General features: G+C 63.4%; 15 protein-coding genes and 1 pseudogene. 7 read left to right on the top strand and 9 right to left on the bottom strand.

The features are described from left to right. Positions 1-83: 83 nt before the first annotated feature. Positions 84-353, bottom strand: coding sequence for a hypothetical protein (locus tag BEN49_RS23490; protein ID WP_125917176.1), 270 nt, complete (start codon positions 351-353; stop codon positions 84-86). An 826-nt stretch (positions 354-1,179) separates the two neighbouring features. Here BEN49_RS23490 and BEN49_RS23480 point away from each other — a divergent pair. The 4 genes from BEN49_RS23480 (at position 1,180) to BEN49_RS23465 (ending at position 3,670) form a co-directional block, all read left to right on the top strand. Further along, positions 1,180-1,479, top strand: a complete 300-nt coding sequence (locus BEN49_RS23480) for a hypothetical protein (protein WP_239692078.1) — start codon at positions 1,180-1,182, stop codon at positions 1,477-1,479. Positions 1,480-1,713: 234 nt separating this feature from the next. Further along, positions 1,714-2,745 (top strand): MBL fold metallo-hydrolase, encoded by a 1,032-nt coding sequence (locus BEN49_RS23475; protein ID WP_070747167.1) that lies wholly within the window; start codon positions 1,714-1,716, stop codon positions 2,743-2,745. 242 nt (positions 2,746-2,987) lie between these two features. Continuing rightward, positions 2,988-3,335 carry a DoxX family protein gene (locus tag BEN49_RS23470; RefSeq protein WP_070747165.1) on the top strand — a complete coding sequence of 116 codons (348 nt, stop codon included), beginning with the start codon at positions 2,988-2,990 and terminating at the stop codon, positions 3,333-3,335. After that, positions 3,335-3,670, top strand: a complete 336-nt coding sequence (locus tag BEN49_RS23465) for a DoxX family protein (protein WP_070747163.1) — start codon at positions 3,335-3,337, stop codon at positions 3,668-3,670. Before BEN49_RS23470 ends, BEN49_RS23465 begins: the two co-directional genes overlap by 1 nt. Before the next feature lie 35 nt (positions 3,671-3,705). Here BEN49_RS23465 and BEN49_RS23460 read toward each other — a convergent pair whose 3' ends face one another. After that, entirely contained in the window at positions 3,706-5,739 is a 2,034-nt protein-coding gene (locus BEN49_RS23460; protein WP_239692077.1) for an OmpA family protein, read from the bottom strand. Positions 5,740-6,034: 295 nt separating this feature from the next. Between BEN49_RS23460 and lon the strand changes: the two genes are divergently transcribed. The 3 genes from lon to hslU all read left to right on the top strand — a co-directional run bounded on the left by lon (position 6,035) and on the right by hslU (position 11,188). Further along, positions 6,035-8,461, top strand: a complete 2,427-nt coding sequence (gene lon / locus BEN49_RS23455; protein WP_070747172.1) for an endopeptidase La — start codon at positions 6,035-6,037, stop codon at positions 8,459-8,461. Positions 8,462-8,636: 175 nt separating this feature from the next. Beyond that, positions 8,637-9,686, top strand: coding sequence for a type IX secretion system protein PorQ (gene porQ / locus BEN49_RS23450; RefSeq protein ID WP_083326416.1), 1,050 nt, complete (start codon positions 8,637-8,639; stop codon positions 9,684-9,686). Between the two features lie 74 nt (positions 9,687-9,760). Next, a complete protein-coding gene (gene hslU / locus BEN49_RS23445) occupies positions 9,761-11,188 on the top strand; it encodes an ATP-dependent protease ATPase subunit HslU (protein WP_070747161.1) in 1,428 nt (475 codons plus the stop codon). A 75-nt stretch (positions 11,189-11,263) separates the two neighbouring features. Here hslU and BEN49_RS23440 read toward each other — a convergent pair whose 3' ends face one another. The 7 genes and pseudogenes from BEN49_RS23440 to BEN49_RS28505 form a co-directional block, all read right to left on the bottom strand. After that, complete coding sequence (locus BEN49_RS23440) at positions 11,264-12,655, bottom strand: RagB/SusD family nutrient uptake outer membrane protein (protein WP_070747159.1); 1,392 nt, start codon at positions 12,653-12,655, stop codon at positions 11,264-11,266. Between the two features lie 20 nt (positions 12,656-12,675). Continuing rightward, the gene (locus BEN49_RS23435; RefSeq protein WP_070747157.1) at positions 12,676-15,876 is read right to left on the bottom strand and encodes a SusC/RagA family TonB-linked outer membrane protein; all 3,201 of its coding nucleotides are present in this window, start codon (positions 15,874-15,876) and stop codon (positions 12,676-12,678) included. A 431-nt stretch (positions 15,877-16,307) separates the two neighbouring features. Further along, positions 16,308-17,385 (bottom strand): peptide chain release factor 2 gene (gene prfB / locus BEN49_RS23430; protein ID WP_193415869.1). Its coding sequence is split into 2 segments (ribosomal slippage): positions 16,308-17,333 and positions 17,335-17,385, totalling 1,077 coding nucleotides; the frame shifts between segments, so codons are not numbered across the junction. A gap of 232 nt (positions 17,386-17,617) precedes the next feature. Continuing rightward, the gene (locus BEN49_RS23425; RefSeq protein WP_070747153.1) at positions 17,618-18,688 is read right to left on the bottom strand and encodes a branched-chain amino acid aminotransferase; all 1,071 of its coding nucleotides are present in this window, start codon (positions 18,686-18,688) and stop codon (positions 17,618-17,620) included. Between the two features lie 79 nt (positions 18,689-18,767). Next, a complete protein-coding gene (locus BEN49_RS23420) occupies positions 18,768-19,316 on the bottom strand; it encodes a cob(I)yrinic acid a,c-diamide adenosyltransferase (RefSeq protein ID WP_070747151.1) in 549 nt (182 codons plus the stop codon). Between the two features lie 45 nt (positions 19,317-19,361). Next, entirely contained in the window at positions 19,362-20,075 is a 714-nt protein-coding gene (locus tag BEN49_RS23415) for an ABC transporter ATP-binding protein (RefSeq protein WP_070747149.1), read from the bottom strand. 135 nt (positions 20,076-20,210) lie between these two features. Then, positions 20,211-21,009: pseudogene (locus BEN49_RS28505) on the bottom strand (hypothetical protein); the annotation flags it as partial.

Here is a 21,009-nt window from a genome sequence, read left to right as displayed (position 1 = left end):
GGCGGGCGTGGGGCGGCCGGCTGGGCGTGCACGGCCAGGGCCCCGCACGTCGCGGAATACCAACTCGGCCAGCTGGCAGGGGCCTAGCCGGCGGCCGCCGGCGGCGCGGGCCCGATGGCCACCTGGGGGGCTTCTGCGCCCACCGCCCCCAGGCAGTGGTATTCTTGGCAGAGCAGCGAAAAAGCGGCGCCGCGCACCACCACGGCGGCCCCCGGGTGCAGCACCAGCCGCCGCACGTTTAGCACCACGTAGAGGGGCAGGGCGGTGGGGCCCCAGGCCTCAGCGGCGGGCGCGCTCACATCCCACTGCTCGCCGGGGCCCAGCACTTTCGTGTCGATGGATACGGCCTGCACGTGCACGGGCCCCCGGGGGGCGCCGCCAGCGGGCCGCCGGCAAATACCAGCGCGCCGCCCTTGCCCGGGCCGGGTCTTGGGGCCGGCTGGTAAAAGCCCGGCACCGGGTGCGGCAGCAGGGCCGCGGCGGGCAGCAGCCGGAGCATATCGGCGGTGGCGGCGGTGAAAAACCGATGCTCCTCCAGTCCCTGCGCAGCGCATCGAGGTGGTGGCCCAGCTGCTGGGCCCGGCGCAGGAACTCGGCGCGCTGGGCGCTTTTCAGGGCGGGAAGGTTGGCGAATTCACGCGGCAAAGCGAGAGCGGAGTGAAAAGGACTGATACTGGCGCGGCGGGCGCCGTCGGCCGCCGCGGGGCCCACCGCGTCGAAGTTTTTTTGCCGCTGCTGCCAGCGCGGCAGGCGGCGCGCCGGGGCCTCATTTTCAAACGCTGGCTCAGGCAGGGGGCTCATGTAGGAAATGCGAGGGTTAAGGAGTGACGCGGCGCGCGGCGGGGCCAAAAGCGGGGCTCCGCGCTGGTCCGATTGTACTGACTCAATTTTGCACTGCAAAGAACCAAGGCGCGGCCAGCTGTTTAGCGCGTAGAATTACCCGATTTTGGGGCCCGCCGCGGCTGCGCGGCGGGCATTGGGGCCCGGCCGGGCCTACTTTTATCCTTTCCGCTTCGCTCCCATGGCCGATTCTTTATCCAAGCCCGCCCTGCACGCCGCCTGCCAGGCCTTCATCGAGCAGCGCATGGCCGCCGCCACCGTGGCCATGCAGGCCGCCCAGGAATCGGCAACTCCGACACCAAAAGCAGCGCGGGCGACAAGTACGAAACCGGCCGCGAAATGGCCACCCAGGAGCGCGACCGCAACGCCGGCCAGCTGCACCAAGCCCGCCAGCTGGCCGCCGAGCTGGCCCGCATCAGCCCCGACGCGCCCTGCGATGCGGTGCGCCCGGGGGCCCTGGTGCACACCTCGCTGGGCTGGTTCTACCTGGCCATCAGCGCGGGCCGGCTGGTGGTGGGCGGGCAGGAGTGCTTCGCCGTGTCGGGGGCCGCGCCGGTGGCCCTGGCCCTGAAGGGTAAGCGCGCCGGCGAGGCGGCCGTGTTCAACGGCAAAACGGTGCAGGTGCTGGCCGTTTCCTAGGGCCCCCGGCGGACCAGCACGTGTAAAACGGAGTGGCACTCCGTTGCTACGCGCCCACCCAAGGCAGTGGCACTCCGTTGCCGCGCGCCCGCCGAACGGAGTACCACTCCGTTCTACAGCATCGGGCCCCCAGCTTTAGCGCTTGCTCTAGTAACTGCCGTGGGGCCCCTAAAACATCGCGGGCCCCCAGCCGTCTGCGCCCCAGCGGGCCAGGTTAGGGCCCGCCTCTTACGAATGAAAATCCTCGGTAAAAGCCCTTCGGCAGCGCAGGCCCAAAAGTTTGCGGCGCTGTCCAACTTCGAAGGCGGCAAGTTTCAGAACCCGGGCGGCGTGCGATTCAGCGTCAGCGATGCGCCCATGGGCAAGCTGCTGCGGGGCTACCTGAACCGGCCCAAAACCAGCCGCCCCAGCCGGCCGCTGCCGTGGGTAGCCACTAACCTGCGGGCCCCGGGGCCCTTCGCGCGGCCCACCATCACCTGGTTCGGCCACTCGTCATACCTAATTAAATACCAAGAGCTTAATATTTTGGTCGACCCCGTGTTCAGTGGCAACGCCTCGCCGGTGCCGGGCTCGGTAAAGGCCTTTGCGGGCAGCAACGGCTACGGCGTGGCCGACTTGCCGCCCATCGACGTGCTGGTGCTCACCCACGACCACTACGACCACCTCGACTACGCCACCGTGGCGGCGCTGCGCCCCCAAGTAACCCGGGTGGTCACGGCCCTGGGCGTGGGGGCCCACCTGCGCCACTGGGGCTACGCTGCCGACCAAATTACCGAGCTGAACTGGCACGAAACCGCCGCGCCGCTGGCCGGCGTGCAGTTCACGGCCGTGCCGGCGCAGCACATGTCGGGCCGCAGCTTGTCGCCCCAGAACACGCTGTGGGCCGCCTTTGTGCTCCAGCTGGGGTCCCACCGCCTGTACCTGGGCGGCGACAGCGGCTACGGCCCGCATTTCCGGGAAATTGGCGCCCGGTACGGCCCGTTCGACCTGGCCCTGCTCGAAAATGGGCAGTACGATGCGCTGTGGCACCCCATCCACACCCTGCCCGAGGAAACGGCCCAGGCCGCCCGCGACCTGCGCGCCGCCGTGCTGTGGCCCGTGCACTGGGCCAAGTTCACGCTGGCCTACCACCCCTGGAACGAGCCCATCCGGCGCCTGCTGCCCGCCGCCGGGGCCCTGGGCCTGCCCGTCACGGTGCCCCGCATCGGCGAGCCCTACGCCGTGGGCGACCCGGTGCGGCAGGAGCCGTGGTGGGAGTTGGAGTAAGCGGTTTTTGAGTTAGGGCCCCCAGCGCTGCAAAGTGAAGTGGCACTCCGTTTGGCGCTCGTACTGCAACGGCGAGCCCCACCGGGCTACCGCGCCGGAGCCTAAACATTCGGGCGGCCGAAGGGCTTTGCTATCAAACCTATGCACTGCGTCGGGCCCAAAAATCGGCGCGGCATGGCCGGTAGCTACCCGAGCCAACGCGGCAACGGAGCCGGCCACCGGGGCCCTAAACGAAAACCAGCATGAACACCGCCGCCCACATCGCTCAACTCGTCGTTGCCCTCTCGGTTCTCTTCGTGTGGGTGCTTCGCTTCGACAACATCGTGCTGGAATTCAAACAGTACGGCCTGAGCGACCAGACCCGGACGCTGGTGGGCTCCACCAAAACTATCCTAGCCACCTTGCTCATTGCCGGCATCTGGTACCCGGCCCTGGTGCTGGTGCCCGCCCTGCTCATGGCCGCGCTGATGCTGGCCGCGCAGTACTTCCACCAGAAGGTGAACAACCCGCTTGCCAAGCGCGCCCCATCCTTCATCCTGCTGGTGCTGAGCTTGTTCATCGCCTACGCGGCCCTGTACCCCGCCGCCTAATGAGCTTACTCACCGTGTTAATTTGGGGTTCGAGCTTGTCCTTTCTGGGCTACGGCATTGCCTATTTCATGTCGCCCAAGATGAAAGAAGAGTTCAAGCGGTTTGGGTTGGAAAGGGTGGGGGTGATTGCCATCATCTTCGAGCTGCTGGGGGCCCTGGGGCTGCTGGTGGGCCTGAAATACAACCTCATCCTGCTCATCTCCTCCGGTGGCCTGGCCCTGCTCATGTTCCTGGGCGTGGCCGTCCGCATCAAGGTGAAGGACGGCCTGCTGGTTTCGCTGCCGGCCTTCACCTTCATGCTGGTAAACGCCTACATCTTTGCCAAAGCGCTGTAAAACAGGCTAATAATATGAGCTCCTGGCCCGGGGCCCTATTTCCAGTCGCCGCCCGGTGCGCCGCCCTCGGGCTTGAGGATGCGGAACTCTACGCGGCGGTTCACGCGGGCGTCGGCCTCGTTGGCCTCCTCTTTCAAGGGTTGGGAGCTGCCAAAACCGCCGCTTTCGAGGCGGGCGGGCGCAATTTTGCCCTTGCGCTCGATGTACTGGCGGATGGCCTCGGCGCGGGCCTGCGACAGGAGGAGGTTGGCGTCAGGGTCGCCCTGGGCGTCGGTGTGGCCCGCAATGCTGAGGCGGTAAGTCGGGTGGTCGGCCAGAAAGGTCGTGAGCCGGTCGAGGGTGGAGTGCATGGCCGCCAGCACGTTGGCCTTGCCGGCCTCAAACTCGATGTTCTTGAACACCAGTGGCAGCTTGTAGTTCAGGCTGTTGGTGAGCAGGCTCACCACCGTGTCGCCTTTCAGCTCAAACTTCTTCTCGACGCTGAAAAAATCGGGACTCTGGATGAGCAGCACGTAGTGCGAGCCCTCCATCAGCTCGAAGTCGAAGCTGCCGTCGGGCCGCAGGTACTTGCTGGCCACCTCCACGCCGTTGTCGGTATCAATCACGCTCACAATGCCTTGCAGCGGCTTGTTGCTGACGGAGTCGCGCAGGGTGCCGGCTACGGTGGTGGTGGCCAGCGGCTGGGCCTCCATGGGCAGCGGGAAGGAGTAGAGGTCGAGGTTGCCCACCTCGGTGGGCTCGGAGCGGGCGTAGTAGAGGTTTTTGCTGTCGCGGTCGATTGTGAAATAGTACTCAGGGCCCTTGCCGTTCACCAGGGGGCCGATGTTGCGGGGCTCCTGCCAGCGCCCCTGCACGCGGTAGGTTTTGTATATATCGAAGTCGCCGAAGTTCAGTAATTGCCCGCGCGAGCTGAAGTACAGCACGTGGTAGAGGGGGTGGTAGAAGGGGCTAACCTCGCTCTCGCGCGTGTTCACCACAGGCCCCAGGTTCTGGGCGGGGCCCCACTGGCCGTTCTTCTGGCGGGCGGTAAAGTAGAGGTCGCTGCCCCCAAAACCGCCGATGCGGTCGGAGGCAAAGTACAGGGTGTCTTCGGTTTGCGACAGCGCCGGCTGCGAGTCCCAGGCCGCCGAGTTCACGGCGGGGCCCAGGCTGCGGGGCACGCTCCACTTGTTGTCTTTGCCCAGCTTGGCTGTGTACAGGTCGCAGTTGCCGTGGCAGGTGGGGCACTCGCAGCGGGCAAAAAAGATGGTGCGCCCGTCCTTGCTAAAGCACGCCGAACCTTCATTATAGGGGGAATTGATGGGCTTGGGCAGCGGCTCGGCGTCGGTCCAGCTCACGCCCTCGCGCCGCGAGGTGTAGAGGTCCTCGTCCACAACGCCGGTGAGGCCCCGGCGCTTGCGCTTGCTGCTGAAGAGTAGCAGCGAATCGCGCCCGGCCAGGGTGGGGCCGTAGTCGGGAGCCTTGCTGTTCACGGCGTCGCCCATGCTCGTGTACACGCCCTTGGGCGGGTGGAACGTGTTGAGGTTCTTGCGGTACTCTACTAAGTCGTAGTACGTTTGCAGGGGCACGTACAAGGCGGTGTTTTTCTGCTCCAGCGAATCGTAATACAATTGCACTTTGGTAACATCCGTCTGGCGATGTTTCAAGGCCAGGCGGTAGTAGGCCTTGGCTTTTATCAGCTGGCTGTCGCGCTCCAGCAGCTGGCCCATGCGCCAGAGCAGCCCGGTGCCGCGCCCAAAGTTTTCGGGCCCAAACCGCGCCACGTAGTCTTCGAGCAGCAGCCGGGCCTGGTGGTAGCGGCGGCGCTTTTCGGCGTGGGCAATGGCGCGCAGGGCCTTTTTGTCTTCGTAGAAGCGGTACTTGTTAAGGTACACAAAATCGGGGGTGCCGTCGGGGCGCAGGCGCAGCTGGCGGCTGCGGCTGCCCAGGCCGCGCACTTTATAGGCCCCGGGCGCAATGGCCGGGCGCGGGGCGGGCTTCGGTGCCTGGGCCCACGCGCCGGGCCCCAGTGCCAGGCTGCACGCAAAGACGAGCCACCGCAGCGCCCGCCGATAAAACATTACAGGCATGGCCCGGGTAAAAAGAGTTGAATAGCGGATGCAAGTTGTTCATAAAAATGTAATTATCCGGGTAAGCGCCGCTTTGGCGGGCCCCGGGCTTTGGCACGGCGCTTGACCGGCCAGGCCCGCCGGCGGGTGTATCTTGTCGGCTAATTCTGTATGCGCGGCGGGCTGCCAATCTGGCACCCGCGGCGTTCGTCTTCTGATCCTCTCTGCTATGCCCCTGGCTTCTGTTTCCACCGCCGCGGCGCGCCCCCACGGGCTGCGCGGCGAAGCCAACCCCCAACCCGAGGCCATCGCCATTATGGCGGCCGACCCCGACCACTTGCTCAACGGCGACGACGCGCCCGCCAAGCTGCCACTGCTGCCCGTGCGCAACACCGTGCTGTTTCCGGGCGTGGTGCTGCCGGTCACCGTCACGCGTAAGAAAAGCGCCAAGCTGGTGCGCGCCATCTATGCTAGCGGCGACAAGCTGCTCGGCGTGGTGGCCCAGCACAGCCCCGACGACGCCGAGCCCACCGTGGCCGAGCTGCACCCCGTGGGCACGCTCGCCCGCATCCTCAAGCTCATCGAGCAGCCCGATGGGCAGGTCACCATCATCATCCAGGGCCAGGTGCGCTTCACCATTGAGGAGGAGTTGAGCTACGCGCCCCGCCTCACGGCCCGGGTGCAGTACTTCGCCGAAACGTCGCTGAACGTGGACGTGCCCGCCGAGTTTGCCCTGCTGCAAAGCCTGCGTGAGGCCGCCGGCCGGGTGGTGGAGCTGAGCCCCGAAATTCCATCGGAGGCGCGCAGCATGCTCGAAGGCATCCAGTCGCCGGCCTTCCTTACGCATTTTTTGTGCTCGAACGTGCAGCTCGACCTGGCCGCCAAGCAGCGCCTGCTGGAGCTGGGCGACCCCGAGCAGCAGGCCCGCCAGCTGCTGGAGGCCCTGCTGAACCAAGTGGAACTGCTCGAAATCAAGCAGGACATCCGCACCAAAACCCACACCGGCATCGACGCCCAGCAGCGCGAGTACTTCCTGCGCCAGCAGCTCAAAACCTTGCAGGATGAGCTCGGCCAGGAGGGCCCCGACCAGGACATCGGCCGCTACCGCGACCGGGCCCTGACCAAGAAGTGGCCCGAGCCGGTGGCCATGCACTTCGCCAAGGAGATGGAAAAGCTGGCCCGCACCAACCCGATGGCGCCCGACTTTTCGGTGATTTCCAACTACGTGGAATTCCTGCTCGACCTGCCCTGGAACGAGTACACGAAGGACAAAATCAACCTCAAGCAAACCCGCAAAATCCTCGACGCCGACCACTTCGGCCTGGAGAAAGTAAAGGAGCGCATCCTCGAATACCTGGCGGTGCTCAAGCTGAAGCAGGACTTGAAGTCGCCGATTCTGTGCTTGTACGGCCCCCCCGGCGTGGGCAAAACCTCCCTCGGGCGCAGCATTGCCACGGCCCTGGGCCGCAAGTACGTGCGCCTGAGCCTGGGCGGCGTGCGCGACGAGGCCGAAATTCGCGGGCACCGCAAAACCTACGTGGGGGCCATGCCGGGCCGCATCATCAACCAGATTAAGAAGGCCGGGGCCAGCAACCCAGTCATTATTCTCGACGAGATTGACAAGGTGAGCGCCGATTTTCGCGGCGACCCCAGCTCGGCCCTGCTCGAAGTGCTCGACCCGGAGCAAAACTCGACCTTTGTGGACAACTACTTGGAGGTGGAGTACGACCTGAGTAAGGTGCTGTTCATCGCCACCGCCAACTCGCTCGACACCATCCAGCCCGCCCTGCGCGACCGGATGGAAATCATCGACCTGACCGGCTACACCCAGGAAGAAAAGGTGCAGATTGCCAAGAAGCACCTCTGGCCCAAGCAGCTGCTGGAGCACGGCCTGGGGCCCCAGGAAGTGAAAATCAGTGACGGGGCCCTGCACCGCGTGGCTGACGACTACACCCGCGAGAGCGGCGTGCGCGGCCTGGAGCGCAAGCTGGCCGCCGTGACGCGCAACCTCGCCCGCCGCAAGGCCGGCAAGGAGCCCGTGCCCGCCGCCCTCGACGCCGCCGAGGTGCGCCGCATCCTGGGGGCCCCCATCTACGACCGCGACATGTACCAGGACAACGACACGGCCGGCGTGGTAACGGGCCTGGCCTGGACTAGCGTGGGCGGCGACATCTTGTTCGTGGAGAGCCTCCTGAGCCGCGGGCGCGGCAAGCTCACGCTCTCGGGCCAGCTCGGCGACGTGATGAAGGAATCGGCCATTACCGCCCTGAGCTACCTGCGCAGCCGGGCCGACGAAATCGGCATCGACTACCGTTTGTTCGACCAGTACGACTTGCACATTCACTTCCCCGAGGGGGCCGTGCCCAAGGATGGGCCCAGCGCGGGCATTGCTATTTTCACCAGCATGGCCTCGGCCTTCACCCAGCGCCGGGTGCGCCCGCGCCTGGCCATGACGGGCGAAATCACGCTCCGCGGCAAGGTGCTGCCGGTGGGCGGCATCAAGGAGAAGCTGCTGGCCGCCCGCCGCGCCGGCATGACGGACATTATGCTGTGCGCCAAAAACCGCAAGGACGTGGAAGAAATTATGCCCGACTACCTCCAAGGCCTCCACATTCACTACGTCGACCGCGTACTGGACGTGCTGGGCGTGGCCCTGCTCGCCGAGCTGGTGCCGCACCCCCAAAAGCTGCCCGTGCGCGACGAGCCGCTGCCCGCCCCGGGCCCCAGCGTGGAGGTGCAGTAGAGGAGGTAATGAAGTGCCTTAATAGGATGTTTTTGGTTAAATTTAAAACGTCATGCTGAGCGCAGTCGAAGCATCTCTACCGCAGCAGTAAATATTGATTACTTGCGCGGTAGAGATGCTTCGACTGCGCTCAGCATGACGTTCTATAATACCGCATCTACGCCTTAATTCCCCCGTGAAGCACTTTTCTGCCCGCCGGCTCGCCGGTTTTGCTTTCGGACTGGCGGGCCTGCTGGGGGCCCTGCCCGCCGCCGCCCAACTGGGTGGGGGGTCGGTGCTGCCGTTTCTGGACCTGCCGCCCGGGGCCCAGCTGGCAGCCTGGGGCGGTATGAACCCGTCGGCCCGCAGCGCCGACCCCACCATGCTTTTCGGCAACCCCGCGCTGCTGAACGCCGACATGGACCACCGCCTGGCCCTGAGCTACGTGGGCTACGTGGCCGATATTAAACAGAGCACCGCCGCCTACGTCTTCAACACGGCCAAAGCCGGCCGCTTCGGCCTGGCCCTGACGTACATCAACTACGCCGACCAGCCCAGCTACGACCCGGCCGGCAACACCTTGGGCTCGTTCGTGGTGAACGAGTACACGGCCGGCGTGAGCGACAGCTACACCAAAGGCAAGTTCACGTTTGGCCTCACCGCCAAGCTGGCCGTGTCAAGCATTGCCGGCATCCGCTCGCTGGCCGGCGTAGCCGATGCCGGCATCCTCTACAAGCACCCCACCCAGGATTTCACGCTGGGCCTGGTGGCCAAAAACGTGGGCTACCAGTTCGTGCCCTACGACGGTACCACCCGGGGCCCCCTGCCGCTCGACGTGCAGCTGGGCGCCACCGCCAAGCCCGAGCACATGCCGGTGCGCTTCTCACTCACAGCCCACCACTTGCAGCAATGGGACATTCAGTACCTGGACCCCGCCGCTACCACCCTCGACGCCAACGGCGGCGTACAGGCCCCTAAAAAGAGCTTCGGCGACAACCTGGCCCGGCACTTTACGGTGGGCGCGGCCCTGGTGCTCAGCCAGAATTTGCAGCTGCGCGTGGGCTACAACCACCTCCAGCGCCGCGAGCTGCGCCTGGCCAACACCAGTGGCGGGGCCGGCCTCAGCTTCGGGGCGATGGTGGCCATCAGCGGCTTTCAGCTCGATTACACGTACGCTACCCTGCAAGCGGCGGGGGCCAGCAACTATTTTACCCTGGCGCACGCTTTAGGTAAGAAGAAAGAGTAGCCCGCGGGTTATCCAACACTATTCCCCGGGCCCCGGGGCGGCGGCCGTTCGCCGGCTCGCCCCCACCTTTGCCCATGCTCCAAGAACATTTCCTGACCCCGGCCCAGATTGTGGCCGAACTCGACAAGTACATCATCGGCCAGCACGAGGCCAAGCGCCACGTGGCCATTGCCCTGCGCAACCGCTGGCGCCGCCTGCACGCCCCAGCCGACATGCAGGCCGAGATTGTGCCCAACAACATCCTCATGATCGGGGCCACCGGCGTGGGCAAAACCGAGATTGCCCGCCGCCTGGCCCACCTCGCCGACGCGCCCTTCGTGAAGGTGGAGGCCAGCAAGTTCACCGAAGTAGGCTACGTGGGCCGCGACGTGGAAAGCATGGTGCGCGACCTGGCCGAGCAGAGCGTGAACCGCGTGCGCCAGCGCCGCCAGGAGGAAGTAAAGGCCCAGGCCGCCCAAACCGTGGAAGACTTGATCCTCGACGCCCTCATCCCGCCGCTCATGGCCCCCGCCAAGGACGGCGGCGCGGCATCGCGTGTGAACGTGGGCTTCAGCGGCAGCGCCGAGAACATTGTGGGCGACGCCCTGCCCACCTCCGACCAGGAGCTGAACGAGCGCACCCGCGAGCGATTCCGCCAGAAGATTCGCGACGGCGAGCTGGAAGACCGCCACATCGAGATTCAAGTGGCGCAGGGCGGGCCCAACGTGGGCATCATGGGGGCCCCGGGCATGGACGAGGCCGCCCTCTCGGGCTTACAGGAAATGCTGGGCAACATGATGCCCAAGAAGTCGCGCAAGCGCCGCCTCACCGTGACCGAAGCCCGCAAGGTGCTCCTCGAAGAGGAAGCCTCCAAGCTCATCGACATGGACGAGGTGAAGGAGGAAGCCGTGCGCCAGGCTGAAAACGCGGGCATCATCTTCATCGACGAAATCGACAAGGTGGCCACCAGCGGCGGCGGCAAAAATGGGGGCCCCGACGTGAGCCGCCAGGGCGTGCAGCGCGACCTGCTGCCCATCGTGGAGGGCTCGGCTGTGAGCACCAAGTACGGTATCGTCAACACCGACCACATCCTGTTCATCGCCGCCGGCGCCTTCCACGTCAGCAAGCCCTCGGACCTGATTCCCGAGCTGCAAGGCCGCTTCCCCATCCGCGTCGAGCTGCAAAGCCTAACCAAGGACGATTTCTACCGCATCCTCAAGGACCCCAAGAACGCCCTCACCAAGCAGTACGAAGCCCTACTAAAGGCCGAGGAAGTAGAGCTAACCTTTGACGATGCCGCCCTGGAGCGCGTGGCCCAAATCGCCTTCGAGGTAAACGCCGAGGTAGAGAACATCGGCGCCCGCCGCCTGCACACCGTCATGAGCCGCCTGCTCAACGACCTGCTCTTCGACGTGCCCGACAAAATAGGGCCCCACGCCCACATCCAAATCACCGCCGAGCTGGTGGAGGAGCGCCTGGCCAGCATGGTCAAAAACCGCGACCTGAGCCAGTATATTCTCTGAGGTTTCTTCGGATTGCATTGCTATCAAAAAAGCCCCGGCCAAACTGGCCGGGCTTTTTATGATAGGCCCGCTGCGTTAGTACTGCGGGTTTTGGGCAACCAGCCCGTTGGTGATGTTGACTTCACGCAAAGGAATGGGGAATAAGTTGCGGAAGGGCTGGTTCCATGCGTTGGCTGCGGCCGGGGCCGTTGCGCCCAGCGTCGACTGCACCGTGTTGGTGCGGCGCAGGTCAAACCAGTAGTTGCCTTCGTAAGCGAACTCCAGGCGGCGCTGCAATAGGATATCGGTAATCAGATCCGCCGCCGTAGTGGCCGTGGTAGGGGCCAAACCGGCCCGCGTGCGAATGATGTCGAGCTGCGTTGCGGCAGTGGTCAAGTCGCCCGTTTGGGCAGCAGTTTCGGCCAGCGTTAGCACTACTTCCGCGTAACGCACGATGTTAAACGGATCGTCGCGGGTAGCGGTACGGGTGTATTTCAGCGTGGTGCCCGTGGGAGAAGTAGCCACGTTGACGGGCAAGCGGCGGTCGCCGGCCGGGTGCGCGGCGGCGAAGCCTGTGCCGGGGTCAAACTCGTTGCGCCCACCCGGCGACGGGTACCAGTAAAAAGCAAACAGGTTCTGGTCGGTATTCGAAAACTCCAACTGCCAAATCGCGTCGGGCGACGTGACGCCCGTGGCCGCAGCCGTGGCAAAGCCAGCTATGGGGGGCACTTGCTTGGCGAAGGCCAAGGCGTCGGCGTAGTTACGCATCCGCAATTCAAAGCGGGCCCGCAAAGCCAGTGCTGCGCTTTTAGTAACCAGGCTAGTGGTGCCGTCCCCGTCCGTTAGGTTAGCAATAGCAAAGTCGAGGTCTTCCCGAATGGCCGTTGCCACTTCGGCCTCACTCGAGCGGGCAACGGGAGCCGTCTCCGAGCCAATGGACGTAGTGGGCGTGAGGCGCAACGGCACGCCGAGGCCATCAGTGTAGCCGTAGCCCTGGGTGCTGCCGCCCCACAAAGCCAGCAAGTTCATGTAGCTGTAGGCCCGCAATGCCCGGGCTTGGGCTTGGGTGTCCAGCTTCGGGAAGGCCGGATCGGTGATTTTGTCGCTCTGCTGCAACAGGTAATTGGTGCGGTTAATAGCCGTATAGATGGCATTCCACGTGTTGCCCACCTGCACATTGTCTGGCAGGGTCTGGTTCTGGTTTATTAGGCCGAAGGTGGTGTTGTACGTGCCTACTTCCCGGATTTCCCTGGCGAGCAAGTCAACGGTTGAGGGAAAGCCTACGCCGTCGTAGTCAACGTTCTGTAGTGCATCGTAGCAGCCAAGCAGGCCGGCCGCGGCGTCCTCCTTCGTGCTGTAGCCAGTCTCCGCGCCAATGCTGTTCGACGGCTGTACGTTCACTGCCTTGTCGCAGGCGCCCACTGCCAGCCCCAGGCTTAAAAGCAGGGCCGAGCGGGTAGCAAGCTGACGAAAATTAATTATTTGCATGACTATGAAGAAGCAAAAGATTAGAACCCGAGCGTGACACCGCCGGTGATGGTGCGGGCCTGGGGATAGGTGAAGAAGTCCGTGCCGAGGGCTGTGTTGGTGCCGCTCGTTGTGCTAACCTCGGGGTCGAGGCCCGTGTACTTGGTGAACGTCACCAGGTTTTGCGACTGCACGTAGATGCGCACGGTGCGCAAGTGAGCCCGGGTGGTGAGGGCGGCTGGCAGTGAGTAGCCCAGGGTCAAGCTCTTCAAGCGCAGGTACGAGCCGTCCTCCAAAAACCGGTCCGACGTACGGGCGTTGTTGTTGGGGTCGTTATACACGGCGCGGGGCATGTCGGTGTCGGTGTTGGTCGGCGTCCACCGGTTCAGCACGGCCACGTCTTGGCCGTACACACTGCTCATACCCTGCGTGTAAGCCCGCGGGTTGTTGTACACCTTGTTGCCAACGTTGTATTGCAGGAAGCCGCTAAAGTCGAAGTTCATGAAGCGGAACGTGTTGGTGATGCCGCCGTAGAACTTGGGCTGGGCATTGCCGATGATTTCTTGGTCAGCCGCTGTAACGCGGCCATCGCCGTTCAGGTCCTTGAACTTGATGTCGCCGGGCCGGGTAGCCGTGGACTGATAGGTAGCCGTAGCCGAGCCAGTGGCCGTTTTAGCGGCGGCGTCGAGCGTGTTGATTTCCTCCTGAGTCTGAAAAATGTGGTCGACCCGGTAGCCGTAGAACGCGCCCAGGGGCTGGTCCACGATGAGGCGGCTAGCAAAACCCTGCGCCGTACCCGTAATGCTCGGGTCCGACAGTTTTGTCACCTTGTTGCGGTTGAAGCTGATGTTGAAGTTCGTTTCCCAGTTGAAACCAGTGCCTTCGTGGCGGAAGTTGATGGTCGTCAGGGCAAACTCGATGCCCTTGTTTTCAATGTTGCCCACGTTGGAGCTATAGCTCAAGAAACCGGTGTCGGACGGTAAGTTTTGCGCAAGCAGCAAGGCATCGGTTTTGCGCTGGTACACGTCAGCCGAAACATAGAACCGGTTCTGCAGGAAACCAAAGTCAACGCCGACGTTGGTTTGGCGCGTCCGCTCCCATTTCAGGTTGGGGTTAGCCAATTGCGAAAACGACAGGCCTCCTTGGTTCAAGTAGTTAACGCCTGGGCTGATGAGGCCCCGCGAACCGAAGTTAGCGGTCGGCTGGTTGCCCGTTTCGCCGTAGCTGCCCCGAATTTTCAGTTCGCTCAGGGTGGTCTGGTCCTTGAGGAAGCCCTCCTCAATGATCCGCCAGCCCGCCGAAACCGCCGGGAAATAACCTACTTGGTTGTCGGAGCCAAAGCGCGAGCCGCGGTCACGGCGTACCGAAGCCCCAATCAGGTAGCGGCCTTTGTAAGCGTAGTCTACCTTAGCCAGGGCCCCGAAGAGCGCATACCCGGTCGAAGAAGAGGTGGCTTCCGTCTTGGTAGCACCGGCCGAAAGCTCACGGATGGCGTTGCTGGGGAAGCCCGTTACTTCCGTAAAAATATCACTCTCTCTATCGCGCTGGTATTCAGCTACCAACAAAGCGCTCAGGCTATGGTCGGTGCCGAACGTTTTGGTGTAGTTAAGCGAGCTAATGTGGTTGTAGTTCAATTCCTGCAAGGTGGCCGCGGTAGCATCGCCGCGCACGGCCGCCCCGGCATTGGTCAAGGTCGACAGGAAAACGTCGTCACGGCTGTACGTGTAGTCGATGCCGAACGTGGCCCGGTACTTCAGGTTCTTGATCAGTTCGAACTCAGTGTACTGGCTGGCAATCAGTCGGTTGTTCGTGCTTTTGAAGTAGGGCTCTCTACCAGCTGCTACGGGGTTCTCCAGCGAGCCGTTTTTGTAGTAAGTGCCATCTTCATTATAGATGGGCAAGTCGCTGGAATACAAGCGGGCGGTGGTCAGCACCCCGTAAATGTTGTTGTCGTTGTTGATGCGGCTGTTTACGCTTTGGCTCAACCCGATGGAAGTGCCCATCCGCACTTTATCCGACAACTTGTTATCTACCGACAAACGGGCACTGCCCCGGGTGTACCCCGAGCCAATCACGGTGCCTTGCTGGTCGAAATAGTTCAGCGCCAAACGATAACGACTGGCATCCGAGCCGCCCGAAAAAGTTAAGCCGTAGTTGCTAATGGGAGCCGTGCGCAGCACTTCCTTGCCCCAGTCGGTGCTAGTAGACGTGGAAGGATCTTGAAACTGGCTCAAGGGCCGGACTGGGCCGGCGTCTACGTACTGAGCCAAACCGTTGACGATGGTTGCGTCGCCGGGGCCGTAGATGTAGGCGGCCAAGTCAGCGTTGCTGCGGAAGACAGCGCCAAAGGCTGGGTAGTTGCCGGCAGCATTGGCTGGAAAGGCGCCAGCAGCGGCATCTAGGAACAGCTGGGTTTGCTGTGCGCCGTTCAATACGTCGGGGCGTTTCCACGCCGACTGGGCACCGGTGTAATAGTCAAGGTCGATGCGCGCTTTGCCCGATTTGCCCCGTTTGGTGGTGATGAGCACCACGCCGTTTGAAGCCCGCGAGCCGTAGATAGCGGCTGAAGCAGCATCTTTCAGGACTTCAATCGACTCGATGTCGTTCGGGTTCAGGTCGTTCAGGCCGTTGGTTAGCTGGCCGCCTGCGCCCACTTGGGTCGAGCTGCCCGTGTTCACCGGGAGGCCGTCCACTACGTACAGCGGCTCGTTGCTGGCCCCAATGGAGGCCGCCCCACGCACGCGCACGCTGATGCCCGAACCGGGCGTGCCCGAGGACTGGCTGACCTGCACCCCGGCCGCGCGGCCCTGCAAGGCCTGGTCTACGCCAATGATGGGCTGGTCTTTGTAGTCCGCAGAGTTCACCGTGGACACGGCGCCTTTCACTTCCGCGCGGTTTTGCTGCTGGCCGTAGCCAGTCACCACCACCTCATTCAGTTGCTTCATGTCAGTAGCCATGGCCACCGACATCACGGCCGAACTGCCGATGGGCTGCTCCTGGGTTATAAATCCTATCGAACTGAACGTCAGTGTGCCACCGCTAGCGGGTACTCCTAGGCTGAAGTTGCCGTCTGCGTTGGTTGATACACCGGTGGTAGTGCCTTTCAGCAGCACCGTTACGCCTGGTAGGCCGCCCCCATTGGTCTGATCAGTCACTCTTCCCGAAATGGTCCGCGTCTGGGCCATCACCTGGTGGAAAAGGGTGAACATGAGCACTAGGCTCATGAGTAATGTTTTTTTCATAAGGAATGAAAAAAGAAGTGGGTAAGTGAATTGTTGAAGACTTCTGAGTTAAAAAATTGTTATGCTGGCTAAAAGTATGACTAATCAATGAGGAATAAAAATTTTATTATTTCGTAAAAAATAAATTTTTTTCAAATTGAAATCAGGATATATATTAAATTACTTACAAAATAAATATCTAAATACCTATAGTTTATCTCGGACGCTTGGCTACAGTTCAGTGCAAAATCAGTCCTGACTGCCCTGAGAAGGAGGTGTTGAAAATAAATTATTGGCGTGCAGCGCGTTTGGTTATAAACTCAGCCGTTATTATTAGCGCGTGCTGTCTGCTAGCGTTGATAATACCCGTACTTGAGGCCACTTGCTCCCTCACAGCATAGCTGTTCTACTTCGCCCCGTGGGCGCGTTGCGTGTCGGGGCCCTGGGGGCTCCTAGTGTTGCATCAGAAAGCCTTTGATGTACTCGTCCAGGTCGCCGTCCAGCACATTTTGCACGTCGGTGCGCTCGATGCCGGTGCGAAGGTCCTTGATAAGCTTGTAGGGGTGCAGCACGTAGTTGCGGATCTGCGAGCCAAAGTCGATGCGCTTTTTAGTGGCTTCGATCTTGTCGCGCTCGGCGTGGCGCTTGTCCATTTCCACCTGGTAGAGGCGCGAGCGGAGCATGCGCAGGGCGTGCTCCTTGTTCATGAGCTGGCTGCGCTCAATTTGCACGGCAATGACGATGCCCGAGGGCGCGTGGGTGAGGCGCACGGCGGTTTCGACCTTGTTCACGTTCTGGCCGCCTGCGCCGCCTGCCCGGAACGTGTCCCAGGAAATATCGGCGGGGTTGATGTCGATGACAATCGTGTCGTCGACCACCGGGTAGGCGAACACCGACGCGAACGAGGTGTGCCGCCGGCCGCTGCTGTCGAACGGCGACATGCGCACGAGGCGGTGCACGCCAATCTCGCTCTTGAGGTAGCCGTAGGCAAAAGGCCCGTCGATTTCCAGCGAGGCCGACTTGATGCCCGCGCCTTCGCCGGGCTGGTAGCTGAGCTGGCGCACGCCGAAGCCGTGGCGCTCGCCCCACATGATGTACATGCGCATGAGCATTTCGGCCCAGTCCTGGCTTTCGGTGCCGCCCGCGCCAGGGTTGATTTCGATAACGGCCGGCAGCTGGTCTTCTTCGTCGGAGAGCATCCGCTTAAATTCCAGGGCCTCGACTTTTTGCTGGGCCCCGTCGAACTCGGCTTGTAGCTCAGCTTCCGTGGCGTCGCCTTCCTTATAAAAATCGAAGAGCACTTCGACGTCGGCCACGGCCTGCTGCACGGCTTCGAAATCGTCGGTCCAGGTTTTAATGGCCTTGATTTCGCGGAGCTTGGTTTCGGCCGCCTTGGAGTCGTCCCAGAAATCGGGGGCTAGGGTTTCGGCCTCGGCCGTGGTTATTTGGTCCTTGCGGGTATCGTAGTCAAAGATACCTCCTTAGGGCCTCGGCGCGGCCCTTCAAGTCCCGCACGTGGTCTTGAGTCATTCTTAGGAGTGTTGAATGGGATGGGGTAATTTAGAACGGGCAAAGGTCCGCAAAAAAAGGCAGCCGGCCCGTTGCGGGGCCGGCTGCCTTTTTTTTCATTGCTGAAATTAGGCCGTCATGCTGAGCTTATCGAAGCATCTCTTCCGTAGCAGTAATCCATGATTAGTCGAGGAAGAGATGCTTCGACAAGCTCAGCATGACGTTCTCTACGTAAAACAAACTGCCTAAAGGGCTACTCGCCCACTGGTACTACCCAGCCGTAAGGGTCGGGGGCCTGGCCGTTGCGGATGGCCCCGAGGGCCGCGCCAATGCGCTTCGACAGGGCGTCGGGGCCCGCGGCGGGAATTTCGTAGTCGTGCCCTTCGTGGCCGATGACGGCGATGGGGGCGATGGTAGCTGCGGTGCCCACGCCGAATGCCTCTTGCAGCGTGCCGGCTTGCAGGGCCCCAATGACTTCGCGGCTGCTCACGCGGCGCTCCTCGATGGTTACGTCCATGTCGCGGGCCAGCTGGAGCACCGAGCGGCGCGTGATGCCGTCGAGGATGGAGGTGCTGAGCGAGGGCGTAATGAGCTTGCCGTCAATGATAAATACGATGTTCATCGTGCCCGACTCCTCCACGTACTGGTGCTCGGAAGCATCGGTCCAGATGAGTTGGTTGTAGCCTTCCTGCTGGGCCAGCTTGGTGGGGTACATGGCGGCGCCGTAGTTGCCCGCGTTTTTGGCGAAGCCCGCGCCGCCCTCGGCCGAGCGCACGTACTTCTGCTCGAAGCGTACGCGCAGCGGCTTGCTGTAGTACACATCAACGGGGCAGGTAATGATGGCGAACAGGTAGGTTTCGGAGGGGCGCACGCCCAGCATGCCGTCGGTGGCAAACATGAAGGGGCGGATGTAGAGGGCCCCGCCGGATACCTGGGGTAGCCAGTCCGCGTCGAGGCGCACCAGCTCCTTGAGGCCCTGCATGAACAGCTCCTCCGGAACGGCGGGCATGCACATGCGCTCGGCCGAAGCGTTGAGGCGGGCCCAGTTGTCGAGGGGCCGAAACAGGGCCACGCCGCCGCCAGCGGTGGGGTAGGCCTTCATGCCCTCGAAAATGGCCTGGCCGTAGTGCAGCGCCGAGTTGGCCGGGCTCACGGGCAGGTCACCAAAGGGCAGAATCTGGGCATCGTGCCACTCGCCGCCGCGGTACTCAGCCAGGAACATGTGGTCGGAAAACACTTTGCCGAACTCCAGGGGAGAGGCGTCGCGCTCGGCAATGCGGGAAGCATCGGTGCGCTGGGTGCGGATGGCGAGGGTGTCGAGCATAAACGGAAAAAGTAACGAGCGAAGAACGGGGGTGGGAGACGGCGAAGGTACGGCCGGGGGCCTTGGCTAGTTGGGCGGGCTACACGCGGGCCTTCCAGGTCACTTCCTCCACGCCCAACTCGTGGGCCATGTAGCGGCTCAGCACGAACAGGTAATCGGAGAGGCGGTTGAGGTACATGACCACCAAATCGGCCACGAATGACTCCTCGCGCAGGTGAATGGCCAGGCGCTCGGCCCGGCGGCACACGCAGCGGGCCACGTGGGCCATGCTCACGGCGGGGTGGCCGCCGGGCAGGATGAAGGCCCGCAGCTCGGGCAGCTCCTCGTTCATGCGGTCCATCTCGTCTTCCAGCAGCTTCACGTCGGCCTCGTGCAGGTCGGGCAGCTTCATGCGCGACTTCTCGGGGTCGGCGGCCAGGGCCGAGCCGATGGTGAACAGCCGGTCCTGCAGCTCCTTCAGCAGCAGCCGGCGCGGGGCGTTGATGTCTTGGTCGCGCAGCAGGCCCACGTGCGAGTTCAGCTCGTCGACGGTGCCGTAGGCCTCGATGCGCAAGCTGCCCTTGGATACGCGGGTGCCGCCAATGAGGGAGGTGAGGCCCTGGTCGCCGGTGCGGGTGTAGATTTTCATAAAATTGGCGTTGATTGGTTAAGCAACGGGCCGCGGGAAACCGGCTTATGAATGGTGGTGGATGGCCACTTCCGTATTCACCTCGTCGGTTTCCACCAGGCCGTCGCGCAAGCGCACGATGCGGTGGGCGTAGCGGGCAATGTCCTCCTCGTGCGTCACCATGATGATGGTGTTGCCCTTGGCGTACAGGGCCTCGAACAGGTCCATGATTTCGTAGCTCGTTTTGCTGTCGAGGTTGCCCGTGGGTTCGTCGGCCAGGATGATGCTGGGGTTGTTGACCAGGGCCCGGGCGATGGCCACGCGCTGGCGCTGGCCACCGCTGAGCTCGTTGGGGCGGTGCTTGGCGCGCTCGCCCAGGCCCACGCTTTGCAGCGCGTGCATGGCCCGCTCGTCGCGCTCGCGCTTGCCGTAGCCAGCGTAAATCAGAGGCAGGGCCACGTTGTCGAGCGACGAGGCGCGGGGCAACAGGTTGAAGGTCTGGAAGACGAAGCCGATTTCCTTGTTGCGCACCTCGGCCAGGGCGTTGTCGCTCATGCGGCTCACGTCCTGGCCATTAAGCACGTACTGGCCGCCGCTGGGCGTGTCGAGGCAGCCCACAATGTTCATTAGCGTGGACTTGCCCGAGCCCGAGGGCCCCATGAACGCCACGTACTCGCCCCGCGGAATCGTGATGCTGATGGAGCGCAAAGCGTGGATTTCCTCGGTGCCCATGCGGTACATCCGGGAAATGTTGTGGGTTTCGATGACGTTCGGTTGCATAGACGGGCGTGGAAAACAGTCGAAAGAAACGCTTAAAAAGCCGCGCAAAAATACATAGGTTGCCAGCTGCTCGTTGCCGGTTATTAGTCAATGACTTATTTGCCAGCCAATAACTAACAGCCAACAACTAACCGCTTAAAAAGCCGCGTGGGCCGCCCGGCGCGCCGCAAACTGCGCCTGGAGGGCCGCGAAGGCCGTGGCCGGCACCTGCGGCTGCACCCGGGCCAGGGCATCGGCGGCGTAGTCGAGCAAGCCCGCATCGGCCGCGGCCAGCACGTAGGCCTGCAACAGCGCCAGCGAGCCGGGGTTTTCATCCAGGCCCGCTTGCAGCGCGCCGTAGGCCGCCGAGTAGTCGCGCCGCTGGGTGTAGTAGGCCGCCGCCGCCAGCACCGCCGGCTCGTTGAACGGGGCTTCGCGCACGATGCGCTGGTACAGGGCCGCTGCCTGGGGCCCCGCGCCGGCTGCCCGCGCCTGCGCCAGCCAGGCCGTCCCCGCCTGCGGGTAGCGTGCGGCAAATTCAGTGCGCCACTGGCCCACGTCGGCCCCGGGCAGGGCCCCCACCAGGGGCTCCGCGGCGCGGCGCAAAGCCGTGTCGGGCGCCGCCACGATGCGGGCCAGCGCGGCACGGGCTGAATCGGTTTGGCCGGCTAGCAATAGGGCCCCGGCGCGGGCCAGTGGGGCAGTAGTGGCGCCGTGGCTGGCCGCCAGGGCGAGTTGGCCGGCCGCCGTGGCGTACTGGCCCTGCTGCAACTGCCAGAGGCCCAGTAGCTGCTGGTAGTAGCCGGCCGTGGCGCTGGTGCCCGCCGCCAGCGGGGCCAGCAGCTGCCGGGCTATTTGCTCCTGCCCCAGCGCGTGGCGCGTGAGGGCCTGCAAAAACAGCAGCTGCTCGTAGTAGGGCGCGTTGGCCGGGCGGGCCGCCAGGCGCGTGAGCAGC

It is taken from the genome of Hymenobacter coccineus (assembly GCF_001816125.1).
Classification (GTDB): domain Bacteria; phylum Bacteroidota; class Bacteroidia; order Cytophagales; family Hymenobacteraceae; genus Hymenobacter; species Hymenobacter coccineus.
This window is presented reverse-complemented; position numbering and strand designations above follow the sequence as displayed.